Genomic DNA, 17,641 nt, shown 5'->3' with positions numbered 1-17,641 from the left:
CTGGCTGTTGCGGGTGTGGGCGGATGGCTCTATCCGCGCAGTCGCCGAATCGTGTTGGTGCAGACGCCGGTATTCCCTGCCGGGGACTCAGTCATTCAGCGTTTCAATCGCAGAAGCCAGACGTGGCGCTGACGGGTGACGCTCGCTGAACCGCCACCCGCTGCGACCTTCAAGGCATCTGAAACGGGTGCGACATCGGCCGCGGGCGCTCCGGTGCCATCGGCGCGGACTCGACCAGCGGCCACTGCGCGAGGGGTTCGTACTTGCCTTTGTATGACTCGTAAAGCACGAACTCCCGGGCGGCGATGCGAAACTCGGTATCCAAGGGCGCTTCCGGCACCGGGCCGCGGTAGTCGCGCATCAGTGTCAGGTGCGGCTGAAACTCGCGCGGGTCGACGGCGAAACCCAGCGGCAGCATGGCCTGCTGCAACTCATAGACCCAGCGCAGCAAGGCCGCTTGCGGCTGCTCGGGGACCAGGACCAGGGCCTGGCTACGTCGCCATACCTCAAGCTGGTCGAGAATGATCGCCGACGGCGCCGGCATCGGCCGCAGTCGCGCAGCGGCATCGAGAATGGCGGGCAACTGGCTGACCCCCACGTCACCGAGAAACATCAGGGTCAGGTGGAAGTTGGCAGTCGGCACCGGCCGCCCATTGCGCAGTTTGAGTGCCGAGCGCCAGCGGGAAATCGCCTTGCCCTGTACAGCGCTGCAAGGCAGCGCGAAGAACAGGCGCTTGAAAGGCTCGTGTGGCAAAAGATCATGGCTGTTCATTCGGCATCACTCCATCGGCTACGGCAGTCACCTTACCACCAATCAAATGGAGGGCTTCCAGGCCATCGAAGTTCACCGGCGCCGTGCAGCGTCAGGTATCCGCCGCCAGCTCACGCAGCAGCTCGGCCACCAATCGCTCAGCCGGCAACGCCCGGGCCAGCGCCGCGCCCTGCCCGGCCCAGTGTGCAGCGAACTGGTGATTACCGGCCTTGGCTGCCAGCGCATTGAGCTGCTTGGCGGCATCGTAGGCCAATGGATAGGCCGCCGGCTGAGGTGCACCCGCCTGCTCGGCGTGCTCGATGAACGCGTTGACGATGCCCCGCGCCGGACGCCCGGAAAGGCTGGCGGTCAACCGCGTGGCCTGAGCATCGGGGCTCTGCAGCGCAGCCCGGTAGCCGGCATTGGCCGCCGACTCCGGACAGAGGATGAAGGCCGTACCCAGTTGCGCGGCGCTCGCGCCCAAGGCCAGGGCGGCACGGATGCCCTGGCCGTCCATGATGCCGCCGGCGGCGATCACCGGCAGGTCGAGGCGTTCGACCAGCAGGCGCACCAGCACCGAGGTGCTCAGGCGTTCATCGGTGGCAGCGGGGTCGAACAGTCCACGATGACCACCGGCCTCGATGCCTTGGGCGACAACGGCATCGAAGCCCAGCTGCTGGATCTGCTGCGCCTCGTGCAGGTTGGTGGCGCTGGCCAGGGTATAGATACCGGCCTGGCGCAGGGCCTGCAATTGGCTGGCGCTGGGCAGGCCGAAGTGGAAGCTGGCCACTGCCGGGCGTGTGTCGAGCAGCAGGGCGAACTGCTCTTCGTCCTCGGCGAAGCTGTGGTAGATCGGCGCCAGGGTCGCTGGAGGCTCGGCACCGAACGCGGCGAACAGCGGACGCAGATGCTCCAGCCAGGTCTGTTCACGTTGGGCATCGCGCTGCGCTGGGGCATGGCAGAAGACATTGACGTTGAAGGGCCGATCGGTAAGCGCGCGGGTCTGTTCGATCATCTGCCGGGCCTGCGCCACGCTGCTGGCGCCGATACCCAGCGAACCCAGGCCGCCAGCGTTGCACACCGCCGCCGCCAGTTCCGGGGTGGCGACCCCGGCCATGGGCGCCTGGATGATCGGGTTGATGCCCAGGCGGGCCAGGAAGGCGTTGGATGAGCTCATGTACGACTCCATTGCGGGTTTATCTTCCGACGGAAAATGTAAACGCATCGTTCTTGAATGGCGAATCAGCGTAGCCCTTGCCAGCCTCTGCATGGCTGAAGCCGCGCCCAACGGAAGCCGCTTCAGCCACGAACGGCACATCGCTCAGTCCTCGCAGAACCTCAGGCGGTTGCCGAACGGATCGTGGACTTCCAGGAGCCGACCCCAGGGCTGTTCGACGATCTGCGGGCGCCCGTAGCCATACTGTTTACCGTGCAGTTCATCACGCAGTGCCTCGACGCCTTGCAAAGGAATGAATAAGGTCGCACCGGGGCTGGCATCGCCGTGGTGTTCCGACAAATGCAGTTGCAGGCCATCGCGAACGATGCCCAGGTACAGTGGCAGACCGGGCTCGAAGCGGTGCTCGAATTCGATGCCGAAACCCAGGAAGTCGAGATAGAACTCCCTGGCCTTGGCCTCATCGAAACTGCGCAGGATCGGAATGCAGCGCTGGAAACTCACCGCGGGCCGTGGCCGCTCGCTCGGCAAACGGGCGGCGGCGACATTCCAGTCCTTGTAGCCCAGTTGTCGGGCCACCAGTTCCAGCGCGGCAGAGTGAGACAGTTCGGCACCTGGCAGGTGCGTGCGCAGGGCCTTGGCCATGTGCTTGGCCTGTTCGAGGGTGATCATCAAAGCTCTCCGGTCGAGGCGATACGGTGCTCGCGTTACCAGACCCCAACATTAGAAAGCCATGAATGAAGAAGGGGCGAAACCGATGCTTTCACCGTCCCGGAACCCGGGGCGAGCGGCAGGCAGCATCCGGCCTGCCGCCGATCCTACACCCCCACGAGCAGCGCTGAAAGCCTTCGCGAGTTGCCGCTCTGTCAGCGCTCTTGCGGTTTCAGCTCCAGCACCCGGTCGCGACCGCCTTCCGCCACCAGGTAGGTACCGTCCTCTTGAGCGATGATCGCCTGCGGTGCCTTGAGCATCGACAACACGGTACGCTGCCGGCCTTGGGTATCGATCAGCAGCAGCCGGGCGCGGTGCGTGGAGTCCTCCGCCACCCAAAGGCCGCGCCCGTCGCACATCACGAAGGTCGGCTGGTTGAGGCCGACCAGCACCGCCGGGTCGCTGCCGTCGGCGGTCAGTTCGCGGACCACCCCCATGCCCTTTTCGGTGTAGAGCAAACGCCCGTCTGTGCAGCGGGTGATCGACTCGGGCTCGTGCAAGCCGGTGCGCACCACGTCCAGAGCGCCGTCGCGCCAGCGATAGCGCAGGATGCGCCCCTGCGCCTTGTGGTCCTCGACGGCATACAGCTCGTCGCCGTCATCCCACAGGCCCTGAACATTCGCGCCCTGGAACAGCGTGCTGACCTGGCCATCCTTGAGAAAGCCGACCTTCGCACCCGCCACTTCCTGGCTGAACACCCAGCCGCCACGGGTAGCGACGATACCGTCGGGCTTGGACAGGCCTTCGACCACGGAGGTGCGAGTGCCATCGGCCTGGATGCGCAGAATGCTGCCCTGCCCGTCACGCAGTTCCCGGCTGACCAGCAAGGCGCCGTTCTCGGCAGGCGCCATGGACGCCGCCTTGGCCACGTCGTCATGCACCACCCGGTAATGCCAGCCGCTTGCCGCCTGGACCGGGTAGTAGGCTTGCCAGGTGAAGAACCCCAGCACCATCAGCAACAGAAGGACTACGAGGCCGCAGGCAATGCGCAAGCCGGGGGTCGGCAGCCAGGTTCGGCTCATGGCTGACCCTCCTGCCGCAAGCGGGCGCTGACGACGGTGATGAGACGTGTCTGAAAGGAAAGAGCTGAAAGGATTAAGTTCACGATGCATGCCTGACCAGGCGCTGACACAACGACGCAGTCACACGCCCGGCCCAGAATGCGACTCCATCATCGGTCTCGCCAACCCGAAGGTGTCCGCGCCACGGCCGACTGGCCAGGCATGTTGACGCGAACGCTCCGGCATTGGCACCGGAGCAGGCTACTCCCCAACAAGTGGCGCCAGTCTAGTCACGCCCATGTGAAAAAAGCATCAACGGGCCAATCGCACGGCAGGGCGTGGCTTATGCGGCACGCAGGGTGCCGTGTGGCTCTGGCTGCCGCAGGGCCGAAGCCAGCAACGCCACCTCTTGGCACTTACGCAGCGCAACGACATGCACGCCATCGGGCACGGCGTCCTGCTGGTCAGCGTGCTTCTGCTCGGGCTGCAGTGCACAGGATGGCGCCACCCAGAGCCGTTCGCCCAGGCGTTCCTGGGCCTGACGCAGCAACGCGTGGGCCTTGCCCAGGTCGTCGTGGCCGGCGTTGCGACCATCGACCACGCCAAGGGACAGAATCTTGTAGGCCGGCAGACGGTCAACCACGATAGGGAGCTGTTCCGGAGCGCACACCAGGTCAACATGCAGGCCGTCCACCGGTAACCCGGCGGCCAGGCCCAGGTTGCTCGCCAGGGCGCCGAAACAAGTGGCCACCAGCTTCTTCAGTGGCTCGCGTTGTAGCAGGTTGTAGACCCGTTCGTAGGCATTCTTCCAGTCCTGCGGCAGCTCCAGGCCAAGGATCGGTTCGTCGATCTGCACCCACTCCACCCCTTGGGCTGCCAGGCGCTGGAAGATCTGCCCGTATAGCGGCAGCAGCCGGTCGACCAGTTCCAGCTTGTCGAACTCGGCACCTTGGCCCTTGCCCAGCCACAGATAGGTCAAGGGGCCGATCACCACCGGCTTGACCGCATGGCCCAGGGCATGAGCCTCGTCGACCTCCTCGAACAACGACTCCCAGTGCAGGGTGAAAACCTGCCCAGCAGTCAATTCGGGGACCGTGTAACGCGCAGGGCCGTCGAACCACTGCGCCTGCGGATGAGCCGCAGCGCCGTCAGCCAGGCCTGACAAGGTGTGCCGCCCGGGAGGAATCACGCCGAAGGCCTGCGAGTGGTTCAGCACCGTGTCGCCCCAGGCGAAGTCACCCACCGGCAGCAGCTCGATGCCAGCATCCTTCTGCAGTTGCCAATGCGCGGCACGCAGGTTGCGGCCCACCGCGTGCAGACCGGCTTCGTCGAGTTCACCAGCGCGGAACGCGGTCTTGGCCTTGTGCAGTTCAGAATCACGCCCGATGGACGGAAATCCCAGATTATGTGCCAAGGCCATGTCGTGTGCTCCGTTGCAAAGATTCGATGGCGGCATTCTGGTCAGGCTCGAACCCTGAGGCAAACTCATAAATTTGAAGATGGTCCTCAGTTTTATTCATGTTGAATGCCGCCGAGTGAACTTCCAGGCGGGCAAACCTCGTCCCGCAACGTCGTTTCTGGACAAGGTGCTGGCCCGACATTGCGGGACAATCAGCTATCCCAGCCTCAGGCAGCGACACCATGCTCACCCTCAGACAAGCCCTGCACAACGCGCCTTTCGTGTGTCTGGTGGAGTTCGTGCCCAAGCCCACGGACAAGAGCTTCGCGACGTTCGAAACGCAGATGCAGCGCACCCAGGTGTGTGGCTGGCCCCTGCTGGGTACCATCGCTGACCGAGTCGGCAGCCGCTTCGACCTGACGCCCCTGGATGCTTACCAACGACTGCGACAGCCGGTGCCGGCACTGGTGCATTTTTCCGGCAAGGATCGCGAGCGCAGCGACCTGCTCGCGCAGCTCGAACGCATGCAACGCCTGGGCCTTGAGCAGTTGTTCATCGTCACCGGCGACCGCCTGCCCGGCCATGAACCCGGCCAGCAACCGGTGCGTTACCTGGAGTCGGTCGCCGCCCTGCAGATCGCCCGTCAGGCGCGCCCGAACTGGCTGCTGGGCGCCGCGCTCAATCCCTTCAAGTACCGCGAAGAAGAACGCGGCGCACAGTATTTCAAGGCCGAAAAAAAGCTGGCCGCCGGTGCGGACTTTCTCAGCCTGCAACTGGGCTACGACCCCGAGTGCCATGTGCAGGCACTGCAATGGATGCGCCGCCAGCCCTCGCCCCGTCCGATGCTGGCCTGTGTCATGGCGCTCACCGCCGGGCGGGCGAAGATGCTCGAACACGTCGCCGGCACCGTGGTCAACCCGTCGATGCTGGCTGCCGTCAGCGCCGAGGCCGAGGTTTCCAAGGCGTTCGCCCAGCAACGCAGCCTTGAGCGCCTGGGCCTGCAGATAGTCGGCCTCAAGCTGATGGGCTACGCCGGCGTGGAGCTATCCGGCATTCACGACGCCGAACAACTGCAAGCGCTGGAGCAGGCCATCGAACACTGGCAGGTGCGCATCGCCACGCTGGATCAGTGGTTCCCCGCCTGGCAGGCCAGCTGGCAGCTGCCGGGCCACCCCGCCGTGACCTTCGCACCGGCACAGCCTGCCGGGCAAACCGACCTTTCGCCGGCCAGGGCCAGCCTCAAGGAGCGGCTGCGCTACCACCTGCTGCGGGGTCTGCACCATCAACTGTTCAGCCGTACCACCCTGCTCAGTCGTACCTTCGGCTGGACGGTGCGTCGCCCCATGTGGGCGACCCCAGGCGGCGCAAGGGCTCTGGAAAAGCTCGAACGCAGCCTCAAGCGCCCGCTGCTGGGCTGCGACACCTGCGGCCGATGCCGTCTGGAAGACACCCTCTACGTCTGCCCGGAAAGCTGCCCCAAAGGCCTGGCCAACGGCCCTTGCGGTGGCACCCGGTTGAACCGCTGCGAGTTCGGTGACCGCGAGTGCATCCATAGCATCAAGTACCGCATCGCCGTGTCCGCGCGCCAGACCGACGTACTGACCCAGCGGCTGATTCCCTGCGTTGAGGCCCCCAGCCGCCATCGCAGCTCCTGGCCGGGCTGGTTCGCGCCCCCTTCCCAGGCAGGCGCCGATCCAGTAACGGCGTTCAACCCTCCCCCAGCTCGGCCAACACCTCGCGCAAACGAGCCACAGCCGCTACCGAACAGGCCTGCATCGGCGCCCGCAGCTCGGGCGCCAACCACCCCTGCAGCGCCAGCGCAGCCTTGACCGGTGCCGGATTCGGCTCGATGAAAGCCGCCTGCAGCCACGGCAGCAGGCGGTAGAAGTTCTGCCGCGCCAGCGCCAGCTCGCCGTCCTCGACCTGACGCTGCAGCCTCACGTAGAGATCGGCGCGCACATGTGCCGACACCGAGATAGCGCCGGCGCCACCCAGGCATAGGTTGTTGAAGATCTGCAGGTCTTCGCCGGTGAGAATTTCCGCATGACCGTCGTGGATCAGTGCGGTGGTGGTTTCCAGGTCGCCGCCGCAGTCCTTCACTGCTGCGATGCGCGGGTGACGCACGATACGCCGCAGCGTCTCGCGCTCGAAGCGCACACCGGTGCGGTAAGGGATGTCATAGAGCACCAGCGGCACGCTGGCGGCATCGGCAACCGTCTGGAAAAACGCCTCCAGGCCGGCCTGGGACGGACGGATGTAATACGGCGCCGGCACCAGCAGCCCGGCCAGCGGGCGGGTCTGCACCTGCTGCTGGAAAACCAGCAGTTCGCGCAGGTTGTTGCCGGCCAGGCCCATGATCACCTGCTGGCCCGGCACCCGTTGCAACACCGCATCGAGCACCGCCAATTGCTCGGCATGGCTGAGCGCCGCCGCCTCGCCGGAAGTGCCACACACCACCAGACCCCGTACGCCGTCGTCCAGCAGTTTGCCGGCGAGGTCCTGCAACGCGGGAAAATCGATTTCACCGTCACGAAACGGTGTGACCAGGGCTACCCAGATACCACGAAATGACATGCATGTTCTCCTTGAACTGACCGTTGGGTCTCGTCAGGGAGGGAGGCGGGAGCGAGTGCTGGGAGGGGGTTACCTGGCGCCATCGTGTCCTGTCAGCCCATCTGACGGGACAGCGCGCCCCGGTCAAATGAGCGACTGTTTCTTGGATTTCTTGGCAACGGACAGGCATGCGCCAGCCTGCAGGCGGGAGCCTGGCAGCAGGGGCGTATGGTCAAGGCTCGAAAGCATTGGGAGTCCGTTGCGATGAAAGTGCCCGGTGATCATGGAGCGCCACTGTATCCACTGTCAACAGACGGTAACCGATTATTGCGTACATGAATGGGTTGCCACTCCCCCACTACCTCCACCACCCAGTCGATGAACACCCGCAGCTTGGCGCTGACATGCCGACTTGGCGGCCAGGCGATATGCATCGGCATGGGCGCCAGGTGCCAGTCCGGGAACAGCACCTGCAGCTCATCGCGCTGCACGGCCGGCTCGGCCATGTAGTCGGGCAGCCAGAGCACGCCCAGGCCCGCCAGGCCGGCGGCCAGGTAGGCATTGCCGTCGTCGACCAGCAAGGCGTACCGCACATTCACGACGAGATTTTCAGCCTCGCGCTGCATGGCATAGGGCAATGGCTTGCCGGTGCGCGCCCATCGGAAGCCCACAGCACGGTGGTGCGGGTTTTCCAGGTCGCGGGGATGGACAGGCATGCCAGCCCGTTGCAGGTAGGCCGGTGCCGCATAGACCCCTAGTTGCAGATCGCGCAGGCGCCGCGCCTTGAGTGACTGGTCGCTGAGTTCGCCGCCCCGCACTACGCAGTCGACGTTTTCATCGATGAGATCGACCTTGCGGTCGCTGACGCCCATCTCCAGCTGGATGTCGGGGTAACGCGCATAAAAGTCCGGCAGCGCTGGAATCAGCAGCAGGCGCGCCAGCGGGCTGGGCACATCGACACGCAGGCGCCCACGTGGCAAGGCCGTAGCCGCAGACAGCCCGGTCTCGGCGTCGTCGAGGTCGGCGAGCAGGCGCACGACCCGTTCGTAATAGGCCGCGCCATCGGCCGTGACATTGACCTTGCGCGTGGTGCGGTTGAGCAGCCGCACTCGCAGGCGCGCCTCCAGTTGCTGAACCAGCTGGGTCACGCTGGTCTTGCTCAGGTGCAGGGTGGCGGCAGCCTTGGTGAAGCTGCCGGTTTCCACCACGCGAGCGAAGGCGCGCATGGCATCGAAGCGGTCCATGGAATCTCCTGATTGTTTGGCCGATGCAAACAGTGATGGGCGCGATGGCGAGTTTATCCCTCCGACGCGGCGGCCTAAAGTGCCAGGCATTCCCAGCCACTGGAGCTACTACCATGACCACCCGTGATGTGATTTTCCCCGCCGGCCGCCAGGCCCTCTATGAGCGCAATCGCTACTCCCCGGCGATCCGCAGCAATGGCTTTCTGTTCGTGTCCGGGCAGGTCGGCAGCCGCGAGGACGGCTCGCCCGAAACCGACCTGCAGGACCAGGTGCGCCGCGCCTTCAGCAACCTTGATGCGATTCTCAGCGCAGCAGGCGGCAGCTTCGCCGATGTGGTCGATGTGACGATATTCATGGTCGACCCGCAGCAGACCTTCGAGGCCATCTGGCAAGTGGTGCCGGAGTTCTGGGGCGAGGCGCCCTACCCCACGTTGACCGCCGTGGGCGTGACCTGGCTGTACGGCTTCGATTTCGAAATCAAGGTGATTGCCAGGGCACCAGAGACTGAAGAGGGCTGAGCGCCAGGCAACTGTGCAAACGCCCCGACGGGTGTGTCGGGGCGTTTTTCGTCGTGGCGAATGTCAGTCGTTGTAGCGCAGCTGCGCCGCACGACGCGCTTCACTGCGGCTGCGGGTCGCCAGGCAGTAGTACAGCGGTGCGGTTACTACCAGGCCCACCAGCCACGACAGGTCGGCGCCTTCGATGTAGTGGGCATAAGGGCCGACGTACAGCGAGGTATTGGCGAACGGCAGTTGCACCAGGATGCCGATGGCATAGGCAACGATGGCGTGATGGTTGAAGCGCCCGTAGATGCCGCCGTCGTTGCGGAAGATCGACTCGATCTCGTAGACCCCGCGCTTGATCAGGTAGAAGTCGATGAGGTTGATCGCCGCCCAGGGAACCAGCACGATCAGCAGCGCCAGGATCAGCCCGATGAACTGGCCGATGAAGTCCTTCGACGCGCTGATCGCCACCAGGCAGCAGCCGACCAGCACCAGGGTCGACAGCAGCACGCGCAGGCGTACGCTGGGCGTCCACTGGCCGGCGAAGGTCTGAATCGAGGTGACGATGGACAGCACCGCGCCATACAGATTGAGCGCGTTGTGGCTGATGATGTTGAGCAGGAACAGCACCATCAGGATCGGGCCCAGCCAGCCGGTGGATTGCTTGACAGCGGCCATGGCCTCGGTGCCCTCCGGGGTGGCCAGCGCAGCCACCATGCCGAAGCTGAACGAGGCGATGGTGCCCAGGCTGGCGCCCAGGTAGGTGGCCCAGAACGGCTTGCCGATACCGATTTCCCTGGGCAGGTAGCGCGAGTAGTCCGAGGTGTAGGGCGAGAAACTGATCTGCCAGATGATCCCCAGCGACAGCGTGGCGATCCAGCCCGCCGCATCGAAGCCGCCACGGATGAAGAAGTCATTCGGCAGTTCGCCGAGGAAGATCATGCTGAAGCCGGCCAGCAGTGCCGCGCCCATCACCCAGGTGCCAATGCGGTTGAGGGTATGGATGAAGCGGTAGCCGATCACCCCGATGGCCGTGGCGCTGAGGGCACCGATGAGAATCCCGGCAGGCATCGGCACCGACGGCGCCAACCCCTGGATCGACTTGCCCGACAGCACGATGTTGGAAATGAAGAAACCGACGTAGATCAGCGCGGTGATGAACACGATCAGCAAGGCGCCGTAGCGGCCGAACTGACCACGACTCTGCACCATCTGCGGGATGCCCAGCTGCGGGCCCTGGGCCGAGGCCAGGCCGATCACCACGCCACCGATCAGGTTGCCCAGCACGATGGCCAGCAGTCCCCAGAAGAAGTCCAGGTGAAACACTTGCACGGCCATGGCCCCGGTGACGATGGGCAATGGCGCGATGTTGGTGCTGAACCACAGGGTGAACAGGTCACGTGCGCGGCCATGGCGTTCGGCCGGCGGCACGTAGTCGACGGTGTGATTCTCGATCAGCGGCGCGGCCGTGCCGTCTGCTGGGGTGGAGTTCGCGGGCTGTGAGGTATGGGACATGAGCGTTCTCTCGAAACCGGTTGGCCGACGCGCGCAGGCGCCGGATGACAGATCCATCAGAGCCGTAGGCATTTTCCGGGCGAGCGTCGACACGGCCTGCGTCCGCAAGCCCCCGCTGCTGTCTCATCCGTGCGTGGAAAAGCGCCAGGCTCGGGCCTTATGAGCAGCCCATGGCAGTTGAGAAATCCGTTGCGCGTCGTCCGACGCCAGGAGGTGTGGTGCCTGTCAGCACCGGGCTGGAATGAAAAAACATCGTCTCGCCTGAAATTGTTGTTGTGCGGAGCCAAACCATGCAGCGCCCCGAAACAGCGGGGCCCGGAATGAGTGTCCGGCAGTGACGGCGTCGATGCGGCCATTCACTGCGTCGATAACACCATATTATGGTATGCCATAATCCGACAACCCCCAGTGATCGCCTTTCTTCGCTCACGGCGCGCGCATCGACCTTCCCGTTGGTCGCTTCGAGTTTCGCTCAACCTCAGAATACACAGGGGTTTGCGGTCGACTCACGGACGCCGGTGACGCAGCCCTGCAGCAAAAAACACTTGCGAATAAAGTATTACGGTATACCATCAGACAAAACATCCCAGCCCCGGCTCCGTCCAGAGGTCTGCAATGATCGACTCAGTTGTCTACAAGAACGTCATGGGCGCCTTTCCTTCCGGCGTAACCGTCATCACCACCCTGGATAACCAAGGCCAGGTGGTCGGCCTGACCGCCAGCGCCTTCAGCGCGCTGTCCCTTGAGCCGGCACTGGTGCTGTTCTGCCCCAACTACAGCTCCGATTCATATCCGGTATTGATCGACAACAAGCGCTTCGCCATCCACCTGCTCTCGGCGGACCAACAGGCCGAAGCCTATGCTTTCGCACGTAAGGGCAAGGACAAGGCCGAGGGCCTCGAATGGACCCTCAGTGAACTGGGCAATCCCATCCTGCCCGGCGCCACGGCGGTGATCGAGTGCGAGCTGTGGCGCGAATACGAGGGCGGCGACCACGCGATCATGGTCGGTGCAGTGAAGAATCTGATTCTGCCCGAGCAGCCTGTCACGCCCATGGTGTATTGCCGAGGAAAAATGGGCGCACTGGCATTGACGGCTTGATCTGCGTCAGCACACGATATTACGGTATACCAATAAAATTCAGGCCCAGCCCCACTTGGGGCGCTTCTGTAAACGGCCCCGACAGACCGAGGTAGCGTCATGAAATTTTCGTTGTTCGTGCACATGGAACGCTGGGATGAGCAAGTCAGCCACCGCCAGCTGTTCGAAGACCTGACCGAACTGACCCTGATGGCGGAAAAAGGCGGCTTCAGCACCGTGTGGATCGGCGAACACCACGCCATGGAATACACCATTTCCCCCAGCCCCATGCCTACCCTCGCCTACCTGGCGGCGCGCACCACCACCATCCACCTGGGCGCGGGTACCATCATCGCGCCGTTCTGGCACCCGCTGCGGGTTGCCGGCGAATGCGCGCTGCTCGACGTGATCAGCAACGGGCGCATGGAAGTGGGCCTGGCCCGGGGCGCCTACCAGGTGGAGTTCGACCGCCTGGCCAACGGCATGCCGGCCACCGAAGGCGGCAAGGCCCTGCGCGAGATGGTTCCGGTGGTCAAGGCCCTGTGGCAGGGCGACTACGCCCACGACGGCGAGCTGTGGAAATTCCCCACGTCCACCAGCGTGCCGAAGCCGATCAATACCCCGCCGATCTGGATCGCCGCTCGCGACCCGGACTCGCACAACTTCGCCGTCGCCAACGGCTGCAACGTGATGGTCACGCCGCTGATGAAAGGCGACGAAGAAGTACTGGACCTGAAGAACAAGTTCCAGGCCGCGCTGGACAACAACCCCGACGTGCCGCGCCCGCAACTGATGGTGCTGCGCCACACCCACGTACACAGTGCTGACGACCCGGAGGGCTGGAAGGTCGGCGCCAAGGCGATTTCCAAGTTCTACCGCACCTTCGACGCCTGGTTCGGCAACAAGACCGTACCGGTCAATGGTTTCCTGGAGCCAAGCCCGGAATCCAAGTTCGCCGAACGGCCGGAGTTCGAGCTGGAGAACATCCGCAAGAACACCATGATCGGCACCCCGGAAGAAATCATCGCGCGCATCCGCTACTACCAGGAACTGGGCGTCGACGAATTCAGCTTCTGGTGCGACAACAGCCTCTCCCACGCCGAGAAGAAAAAGTCCCTGGAGCTGTTCATCCAGCACGTGGTGCCGGCCTTCCGCTGAGCGCATCGAGATCCGCAAGAGCCGGGCATGTCCCGGCTTTTTCGTGCCTGGCGACTCAGCCTGCCACTTCGAAAATGGCCCCTTCCACCCCCAACACTTCACCATTGGCCGAGTACACGCCCACACCGGTCTCGCAGACCTCCTTGATTCGCCCATCGGCGCAGCAGATGCGGTAACGCAGTTGAAACGGCTCGCGCTTGAGCAATGCGCATTGCACGCAGTACCACACGTAGTCGGCATACTCGGCCAGAATCAGTGAGCCGAAGCTGTGCTCGGGGTCGCGGGTCAGGTACTCGGCCGGATAGCCGGTCAGTTGCAGGCACCCTTCGCTGACATAATCCATGTACCAGGCACGGGCGTTGTCACCGCGATAGACCAGCACCGGCAGGTCGTTGATCAGGCCGGCGACCGCAGCGGGATCGAGGTCGGCCTTGAGCGTCGCGGTCGTCTTGTCGGTATGCCGATGCACCCAGGTCGCCAGCTCAAGGCGCGAGTGCAGATGAAACTTGCGCAGGAGGCTGCGCACGTAGGTTTTCACGGTGCCATCACTGATTCCCAGTGTCCGGGCGATCTGCTTGTTGCTGTTGCCGGCCGCGATCAGCTGCAAGGTCTGCTCTTCGCGTTCGGTCAGCGCCGTGGACGCTGCGTCAGGTGCCGGCCCCAGAGCGGCTGCACGCATGGCCTCCTCCCCGTCTCTCTCGGTGTTGGAGCGGCTGATGCAGCAACTTCCATGCCTCCCTGTCGGCCTCTATTCCTTTTGGCCTATGCCCTTTGGCGGATTGAGTCTTTACGCCCCACAGGAAATTATCTTGCCTGTAGAGAAAGCGGCAGCCCCTGCACCAACACATGACCCGCCGCTTCAATCCGGGGCACCCCCCGTGCAAAAAGGACCGCCATGAACCGCACAGTCGATTTGCATCCCTTCAGCGTGCCACGCTACCCCACTGGCCAGCCCGCCCAGCGCGCCGCCGTGCACGTGCTGGTTACCCAGGATGACGGGCAGCAGGCCGTTACCCAATGGCGAGCGGCCAACCGCGAGGCCCGGCTGCATCACCTCGCTCTCCCCCACTACCCCTGTGAAGCCGAGCTGCTGCAGGCCCTCGTCGAGCTGCTGGGTGAGGCGCGAGTGGGTGTGCATCTGCAGTTGCAGGGAGATGAAGCCTTCATCTGGACCTTGAACCCAGTGGCCAGGGACGCCGGGCTGGAGGCCGAAGAAATCGACCTGCAATGCAGCAACGCCAATCGACGCCTGCTGTTCTGCGTACACTGCGCCACCCGCCAGGCAACCAGCACGGCCGACCTTCACACCTGCGCGCAATGCGGTGTACGGCTTGAGATACGTCGGCACTTCTCCGAGCGCTTGGGCGCCTATATTGGCGTCTGCGCCGATGCCGACCAGCCCTATGCGCAGGCCCGCCCATGAGCGCCTTCGAGGTCAGGGTCAGCGCGACGCGGATGATCACGCCGGTGATCCGCGAACTGTCACTCGAAGCGCTCGATGGCACGCTGCCTGCCTTTTCTGCCGGCAGCCATGTGCAGTTGCACTTGCCCAACGGCAAGCGCAACGCCTACTCGCTGATCAGCGACCCCGGCGACACGCGCCACTATCGAATCGCCATCCGCCTGCAGGCCCACTCTCGTGGTGGCTCGCGCTACGTACACGAGCAGTTGCAGGCCGGCGACCACGTGCGGATCTCGGCACCGGCCAACCTCTTTGCCCTGCACAGCACCGCACGGCTGCATATCCTGATCGCCGCCGGCATCGGCATCACGCCATTCCTTGCCCACATTACCGAGCTGCTACGCCGCAGCGCGGCATTCGAGCTGCACTACGCCTACCGCGCCGGAGTCAGCGACGCCTACGTCGAGACCCTGCGTGAACGTCTGGGCGAGCGTCTACATGTCTACGCAAGCGGCCAACGCCGTCTCGACCTGCAGCGGGTGCTGGGCCAGCGACCGCTCGGCAGTCACGTGTATGCCTGCGGACCGCAGTCACTGCTCGATTCCGTGCGCGAACAGAGCCAGGCCCTTGGCTGGCCCAGCACGCGCGTGCATTGGGAAGCCTTTACCGCCCCCGAGCCGGGTGAGCCGTTCCGGGTGCACCTGGTACGCAGCGGCCGACAGCTGGACGTGGCCGCCGAGCAGAGCCTGCTCGAAGCCCTGGAAGCGGCCGGCGTGGAGCTGCCCAACCTGTGCCGCGGGGGCGTCTGTGGCCAGTGCCGAACGCCCTACCTGCAAGGCGACGTGCAGCACCGCGACCTGTTTCTCGCCAGCGATGAACGCGCCAGCAGCCTGATGCCCTGCGTCTCGCGTGGCTGCGGCAGCCCGATCCTGCTCGATATCTGACACCGGAGACGCTTCATGACCCTGACCTTCAAGCCGGCAGAAACCTACCGGGACGACTTCAGCTTTCGCAACAGCCCCGCCGCCATCGCGCGTTTTCCCTTTCCTTTTCCGGAGGACACCTACCAGTACTCGGTGAACATCGAGCCGGCGCTCTCGCGTGACCCAGGCTCGGTGTTCGAACACAGCTTCGACGTGGACGAGCACTACCTCTCGGAGATGGCCGAGCGCGCGCGGGTGCTGGAGCGCGACCCGGGGCGCTGCCTGGTCATGCCGCACATGGCCGTGGCTGCCTGGGACCTGCTGGAAATGCTCATGGAACGCCTGGCGGCTGATTACCCGCAGTATTTCCAGCTGCAGCGTGATGGCACGGCTTGGCGCTGGCAGAACCTGACCATGGGCATCGACCAGTCGTTCACCTTTGGCGATGCCGAAAGCCTGCCGTACGAGCCTCTGGAATACATCACCCGGCAGATGCAGGGCGACTTCGCGCTGCTGGATCAACGCAATGGCGACCTGTTCATGGACGCCGGCATGGTCACCTGCCCGGCCGACTGGTCGCTGCGCTTCGATGCCGGCATGAGCTTCAAGCAGTGGCATTCGCCCGTGCCGATGGCCCACCAGATGGGCATCTTCGAACGCGCCCTGAAGTTTCTGCTGAACATCCAGGTCGGCCACCCGGTACGCCGCCTGAACTGGACGCTGACCATCAACCCGCGCCTGGACACCTCACCGGAAACCTTTCACGAATGGGGCAGCGACCGGGGTTCGGTGACCGCGGATAACGTCGGCCGCCTGGTCCACCTGCGCGTGGAGCTACAACACATGGCCCGCCTGCCGCGCTCCAACGCCCTGCTGTTCAGCATCCGCACCTACCTGATCAGCATGGACGAACTGGTCGGCAACCGTGCCTGGGCGCGTCGTATGCACCGAGTGATCCGCGATTTGCCAGATGCCATCGCCGACTACAAGGGCATGACCCGCTACCGCCAGACCCTGGTGGACTGGCTGCGCCCGTTCGACCCCGAAGCCTGACAACCACCCTACGAGGATTTTTCCATGGCCAACTCTTGGCGCCTCAGCGCGCTCCGCGAACGCCACCTGGCACTTGGCTCGAACCTGGAAGACTGGAACGGCATGGGCACCGCCTGGACCTACGCCAGCGACCTGGCCGACCACCATGAAGCGATCCGCACCCGCGCCGGGCTAATGGACGTTTCGGGCCTGAAGAAGGTGCACTATGTCGGCCCGCACGCCGAAAGCCTGCTCGACTACGCCACCACCCGCGACATGGCCAAGCTGTACCCCGGCAAATCGGTATACGCCTGCCTGCTCGACGAAGACGGCACCTTCATCGACGACTGCATCGTCTACCGCACCGGGCCTAACGCGTTCATGGTGGTGCACGGCGCCGGCAGCGGCTACGAGATGCTCATCCGCTCGGCCCAGGGCCGCCAGGTCGCGGTACTGTTCGACGACGACCTGCATGACCTCTCGCTGCAAGGTCCGGTCGCCGTGGACTTCCTCGCCGAGCATGTGCCCGGGATCCGCGAGCTGGCGTACTTTCATCACCTGCAGACCCGGCTGTTCGGCCGCCCGGTGATGATTTCGCGCACTGGCTACACCGGCGAACGCGGCTATGAAATCTTCTGCAAGGCCGCCGATGCGCCGCTGATCTGGGACAGCATCCTTGAGCGCGGCAAGCCGTACGGCATCATCCCCTGTGCCTTTACCGCCCTGGACTGGTTACGGGTAGAGAGCTACCTGCTGTTCTTCCCCTACGACAACTCGCAGATGTACCCCTTTGCCGATCAGAAGGCCGGCGACACCCTGTGGGAGCTGGGTCTGGACTTCACCGTGTCGCCCGGCAAGCGCGATTTCCGCGGCGCGGGTGAGCACTACCGCCACCAAGGCAGGGAGCGCTTCAAGATCTTCGGCGTGCTGCTCGACGGCCAGGTCGCTGCCGAGGCCGGCGACACCCTCTGGCATGCCGGAAGCCAGGTCGGCGTCATCACCTGCGCCATGTATTCGCGCCTCAGCGGCCGCTCCATGGCCATCGCCCGGGTCGAACCGGATATCGCCGAGCAAGGCGTAGCACTGCAGGTGCGCGGCAGTCTGCAGGTGAGCGCCATCGCCCACCGCCTGCCCTTCGATGACCCCGAGAAAGCCAAACGCACCGCCAAAGGCTGAAGCCCTCGTCACCTTCGCT

At 64.5% G+C, this 17,641-nt stretch carries 15 protein-coding genes and 2 pseudogenes; 8 read left to right on the top strand and 9 right to left on the bottom strand.

Annotation, left to right across the window (positions count from 1 at the left end):
• Positions 1-169: 169 nt before the first annotated feature.
• The 5 genes and pseudogenes from thpR to QZ497_RS19105 form a co-directional block, all read right to left on the bottom strand.
• The gene (thpR, locus tag QZ497_RS19125; protein ID WP_295478050.1) at positions 170-772 is read right to left on the bottom strand and encodes an RNA 2',3'-cyclic phosphodiesterase; all 603 of its coding nucleotides are present in this window, start codon (positions 770-772) and stop codon (positions 170-172) included.
• A 91-nt stretch (positions 773-863) separates the two neighbouring features.
• A complete protein-coding gene (locus QZ497_RS19120; protein ID WP_295478047.1) occupies positions 864-1,928 on the bottom strand; it encodes a nitronate monooxygenase in 1,065 nt (354 codons plus the stop codon).
• Positions 1,929-2,072: 144 nt separating this feature from the next.
• Positions 2,073-2,597: a glyoxalase superfamily protein gene (locus QZ497_RS19115; protein WP_295478044.1), complete on the bottom strand. Its 525-nt coding sequence runs from the start codon at positions 2,595-2,597 to the stop codon at positions 2,073-2,075.
• 194 nt (positions 2,598-2,791) lie between these two features.
• Positions 2,792-3,658 (bottom strand): hypothetical protein, encoded by an 867-nt coding sequence (locus tag QZ497_RS19110; protein WP_295478042.1) that lies wholly within the window; start codon positions 3,656-3,658, stop codon positions 2,792-2,794.
• 349 nt (positions 3,659-4,007) lie between these two features.
• Positions 4,008-5,057: pseudogene (locus QZ497_RS19105) on the bottom strand (5-methyltetrahydropteroyltriglutamate--homocysteine S-methyltransferase); the annotation flags it as partial.
• 221 nt (positions 5,058-5,278) lie between these two features.
• On the opposite strand from QZ497_RS19105, the pseudogene QZ497_RS19100 reads away from it, so the two are divergent.
• A pseudogene (locus QZ497_RS19100) lies at positions 5,279-6,706 on the top strand (methylenetetrahydrofolate reductase C-terminal domain-containing protein); the annotation flags it as partial.
• 37 nt (positions 6,707-6,743) lie between these two features.
• Here QZ497_RS19100 and dapA read toward each other — a convergent pair.
• Both dapA and QZ497_RS19090 read right to left on the bottom strand, forming a co-directional pair.
• The gene (dapA, locus tag QZ497_RS19095; RefSeq protein WP_295478040.1) at positions 6,744-7,610 is read right to left on the bottom strand and encodes a 4-hydroxy-tetrahydrodipicolinate synthase; all 867 of its coding nucleotides are present in this window, start codon (positions 7,608-7,610) and stop codon (positions 6,744-6,746) included.
• Between the two features lie 260 nt (positions 7,611-7,870).
• Positions 7,871-8,833, bottom strand: a complete 963-nt coding sequence (locus QZ497_RS19090; RefSeq protein ID WP_295478037.1) for a LysR family transcriptional regulator — start codon at positions 8,831-8,833, stop codon at positions 7,871-7,873.
• Positions 8,834-8,946: 113 nt separating this feature from the next.
• On the opposite strand from QZ497_RS19090, the gene QZ497_RS19085 reads away from it, so the two are divergent.
• Positions 8,947-9,351: a RidA family protein gene (locus QZ497_RS19085; RefSeq protein ID WP_295478034.1), complete on the top strand. Its 405-nt coding sequence runs from the start codon at positions 8,947-8,949 to the stop codon at positions 9,349-9,351.
• A gap of 63 nt (positions 9,352-9,414) precedes the next feature.
• On the opposite strand, the gene QZ497_RS19080 is transcribed toward QZ497_RS19085, so the two are convergent.
• Positions 9,415-10,851: a cytosine permease gene (locus QZ497_RS19080; RefSeq protein ID WP_295478032.1), complete on the bottom strand. Its 1,437-nt coding sequence runs from the start codon at positions 10,849-10,851 to the stop codon at positions 9,415-9,417.
• Between the two features lie 615 nt (positions 10,852-11,466).
• On the opposite strand from QZ497_RS19080, the gene QZ497_RS19075 reads away from it, so the two are divergent.
• Both QZ497_RS19075 and QZ497_RS19070 read left to right on the top strand, forming a co-directional pair.
• A complete protein-coding gene (locus QZ497_RS19075) occupies positions 11,467-11,952 on the top strand; it encodes a flavin reductase family protein (RefSeq protein ID WP_295478029.1) in 486 nt (161 codons plus the stop codon).
• Positions 11,953-12,051: 99 nt separating this feature from the next.
• A complete protein-coding gene (locus tag QZ497_RS19070; protein ID WP_295478026.1) occupies positions 12,052-13,089 on the top strand; it encodes an LLM class flavin-dependent oxidoreductase in 1,038 nt (345 codons plus the stop codon).
• A gap of 55 nt (positions 13,090-13,144) precedes the next feature.
• On the opposite strand, the gene QZ497_RS19065 is transcribed toward QZ497_RS19070, so the two are convergent.
• Positions 13,145-13,768 carry a LuxR C-terminal-related transcriptional regulator gene (locus tag QZ497_RS19065; RefSeq protein WP_295478023.1) on the bottom strand — a complete coding sequence of 208 codons (624 nt, stop codon included), beginning with the start codon at positions 13,766-13,768 and terminating at the stop codon, positions 13,145-13,147.
• 216 nt (positions 13,769-13,984) lie between these two features.
• On the opposite strand from QZ497_RS19065, the gene QZ497_RS19060 reads away from it, so the two are divergent.
• Genes QZ497_RS19060 through QZ497_RS19045 form a run of 4 tightly spaced genes read left to right on the top strand, consistent with a single transcriptional unit; the run spans position 13,985 to position 17,622 of the window.
• The gene (locus tag QZ497_RS19060) at positions 13,985-14,512 is read left to right on the top strand and encodes a dimethylamine monooxygenase subunit DmmA family protein (RefSeq protein ID WP_295478020.1); all 528 of its coding nucleotides are present in this window, start codon (positions 13,985-13,987) and stop codon (positions 14,510-14,512) included.
• The gene (locus QZ497_RS19055; RefSeq protein WP_295478018.1) at positions 14,509-15,435 is read left to right on the top strand and encodes a PDR/VanB family oxidoreductase; all 927 of its coding nucleotides are present in this window, start codon (positions 14,509-14,511) and stop codon (positions 15,433-15,435) included. Before QZ497_RS19060 ends, QZ497_RS19055 begins: the two co-directional genes overlap by 4 nt.
• Positions 15,436-15,450: 15 nt before the next feature.
• A complete protein-coding gene (locus QZ497_RS19050; protein ID WP_295478015.1) occupies positions 15,451-16,467 on the top strand; it encodes a DUF3445 domain-containing protein in 1,017 nt (338 codons plus the stop codon).
• 24 nt (positions 16,468-16,491) lie between these two features.
• Entirely contained in the window at positions 16,492-17,622 is a 1,131-nt protein-coding gene (locus QZ497_RS19045) for an aminomethyltransferase family protein (protein ID WP_295478012.1), read from the top strand.
• Positions 17,623-17,641: the final 19 nt, after the last annotated feature.

The sequence above is a fragment of the uncultured Pseudomonas sp. genome, from assembly GCF_913777995.1.
GTDB lineage: Bacteria > Pseudomonadota > Gammaproteobacteria > Pseudomonadales > Pseudomonadaceae > Aquipseudomonas.
The sequence above is the reverse complement of the archived record's forward strand: the minus strand, read 5'-3'. Positions and strand labels throughout refer to the sequence as shown.

Bases quoted from the DNA above. Each gene is read 5' to 3' on its own strand.
- dapA (WP_295478040.1), bottom strand. From the start codon at position 7,610: ATGTCATTTCGTGGTATCTGGGTAGCCCTGGTCACACCGTTTCGTGAC.
- QZ497_RS19070 (WP_295478026.1), top strand. From the start codon at position 12,052: ATGAAATTTTCGTTGTTCGTGCACATGGAACGCTGGGATGAGCAAGTC.
- QZ497_RS19115 (WP_295478044.1), bottom strand. From the start codon at position 2,597: ATGATCACCCTCGAACAGGCCAAGCACATGGCCAAGGCCCTGCGCACG.
- QZ497_RS19055 (WP_295478018.1), top strand. From the start codon at position 14,509: ATGAGCGCCTTCGAGGTCAGGGTCAGCGCGACGCGGATGATCACGCCG.
- QZ497_RS19090 (WP_295478037.1), bottom strand. From the start codon at position 8,833: ATGGACCGCTTCGATGCCATGCGCGCCTTCGCTCGCGTGGTGGAAACC.
- QZ497_RS19075 (WP_295478029.1), top strand. From the start codon at position 11,467: ATGATCGACTCAGTTGTCTACAAGAACGTCATGGGCGCCTTTCCTTCC.
- QZ497_RS19045 (WP_295478012.1), top strand. From the start codon at position 16,492: ATGGCCAACTCTTGGCGCCTCAGCGCGCTCCGCGAACGCCACCTGGCA.
- QZ497_RS19080 (WP_295478032.1), bottom strand. From the start codon at position 10,851: ATGTCCCATACCTCACAGCCCGCGAACTCCACCCCAGCAGACGGCACG.
- QZ497_RS19065 (WP_295478023.1), bottom strand. From the start codon at position 13,768: ATGCGTGCAGCCGCTCTGGGGCCGGCACCTGACGCAGCGTCCACGGCG.
- QZ497_RS19050 (WP_295478015.1), top strand. From the start codon at position 15,451: ATGACCCTGACCTTCAAGCCGGCAGAAACCTACCGGGACGACTTCAGC.
- QZ497_RS19060 (WP_295478020.1), top strand. From the start codon at position 13,985: ATGAACCGCACAGTCGATTTGCATCCCTTCAGCGTGCCACGCTACCCC.
- QZ497_RS19110 (WP_295478042.1), bottom strand. From the start codon at position 3,658: ATGAGCCGAACCTGGCTGCCGACCCCCGGCTTGCGCATTGCCTGCGGC.
- thpR (WP_295478050.1), bottom strand. From the start codon at position 772: ATGAACAGCCATGATCTTTTGCCACACGAGCCTTTCAAGCGCCTGTTC.
- QZ497_RS19120 (WP_295478047.1), bottom strand. From the start codon at position 1,928: ATGAGCTCATCCAACGCCTTCCTGGCCCGCCTGGGCATCAACCCGATC.
- QZ497_RS19085 (WP_295478034.1), top strand. From the start codon at position 8,947: ATGACCACCCGTGATGTGATTTTCCCCGCCGGCCGCCAGGCCCTCTAT.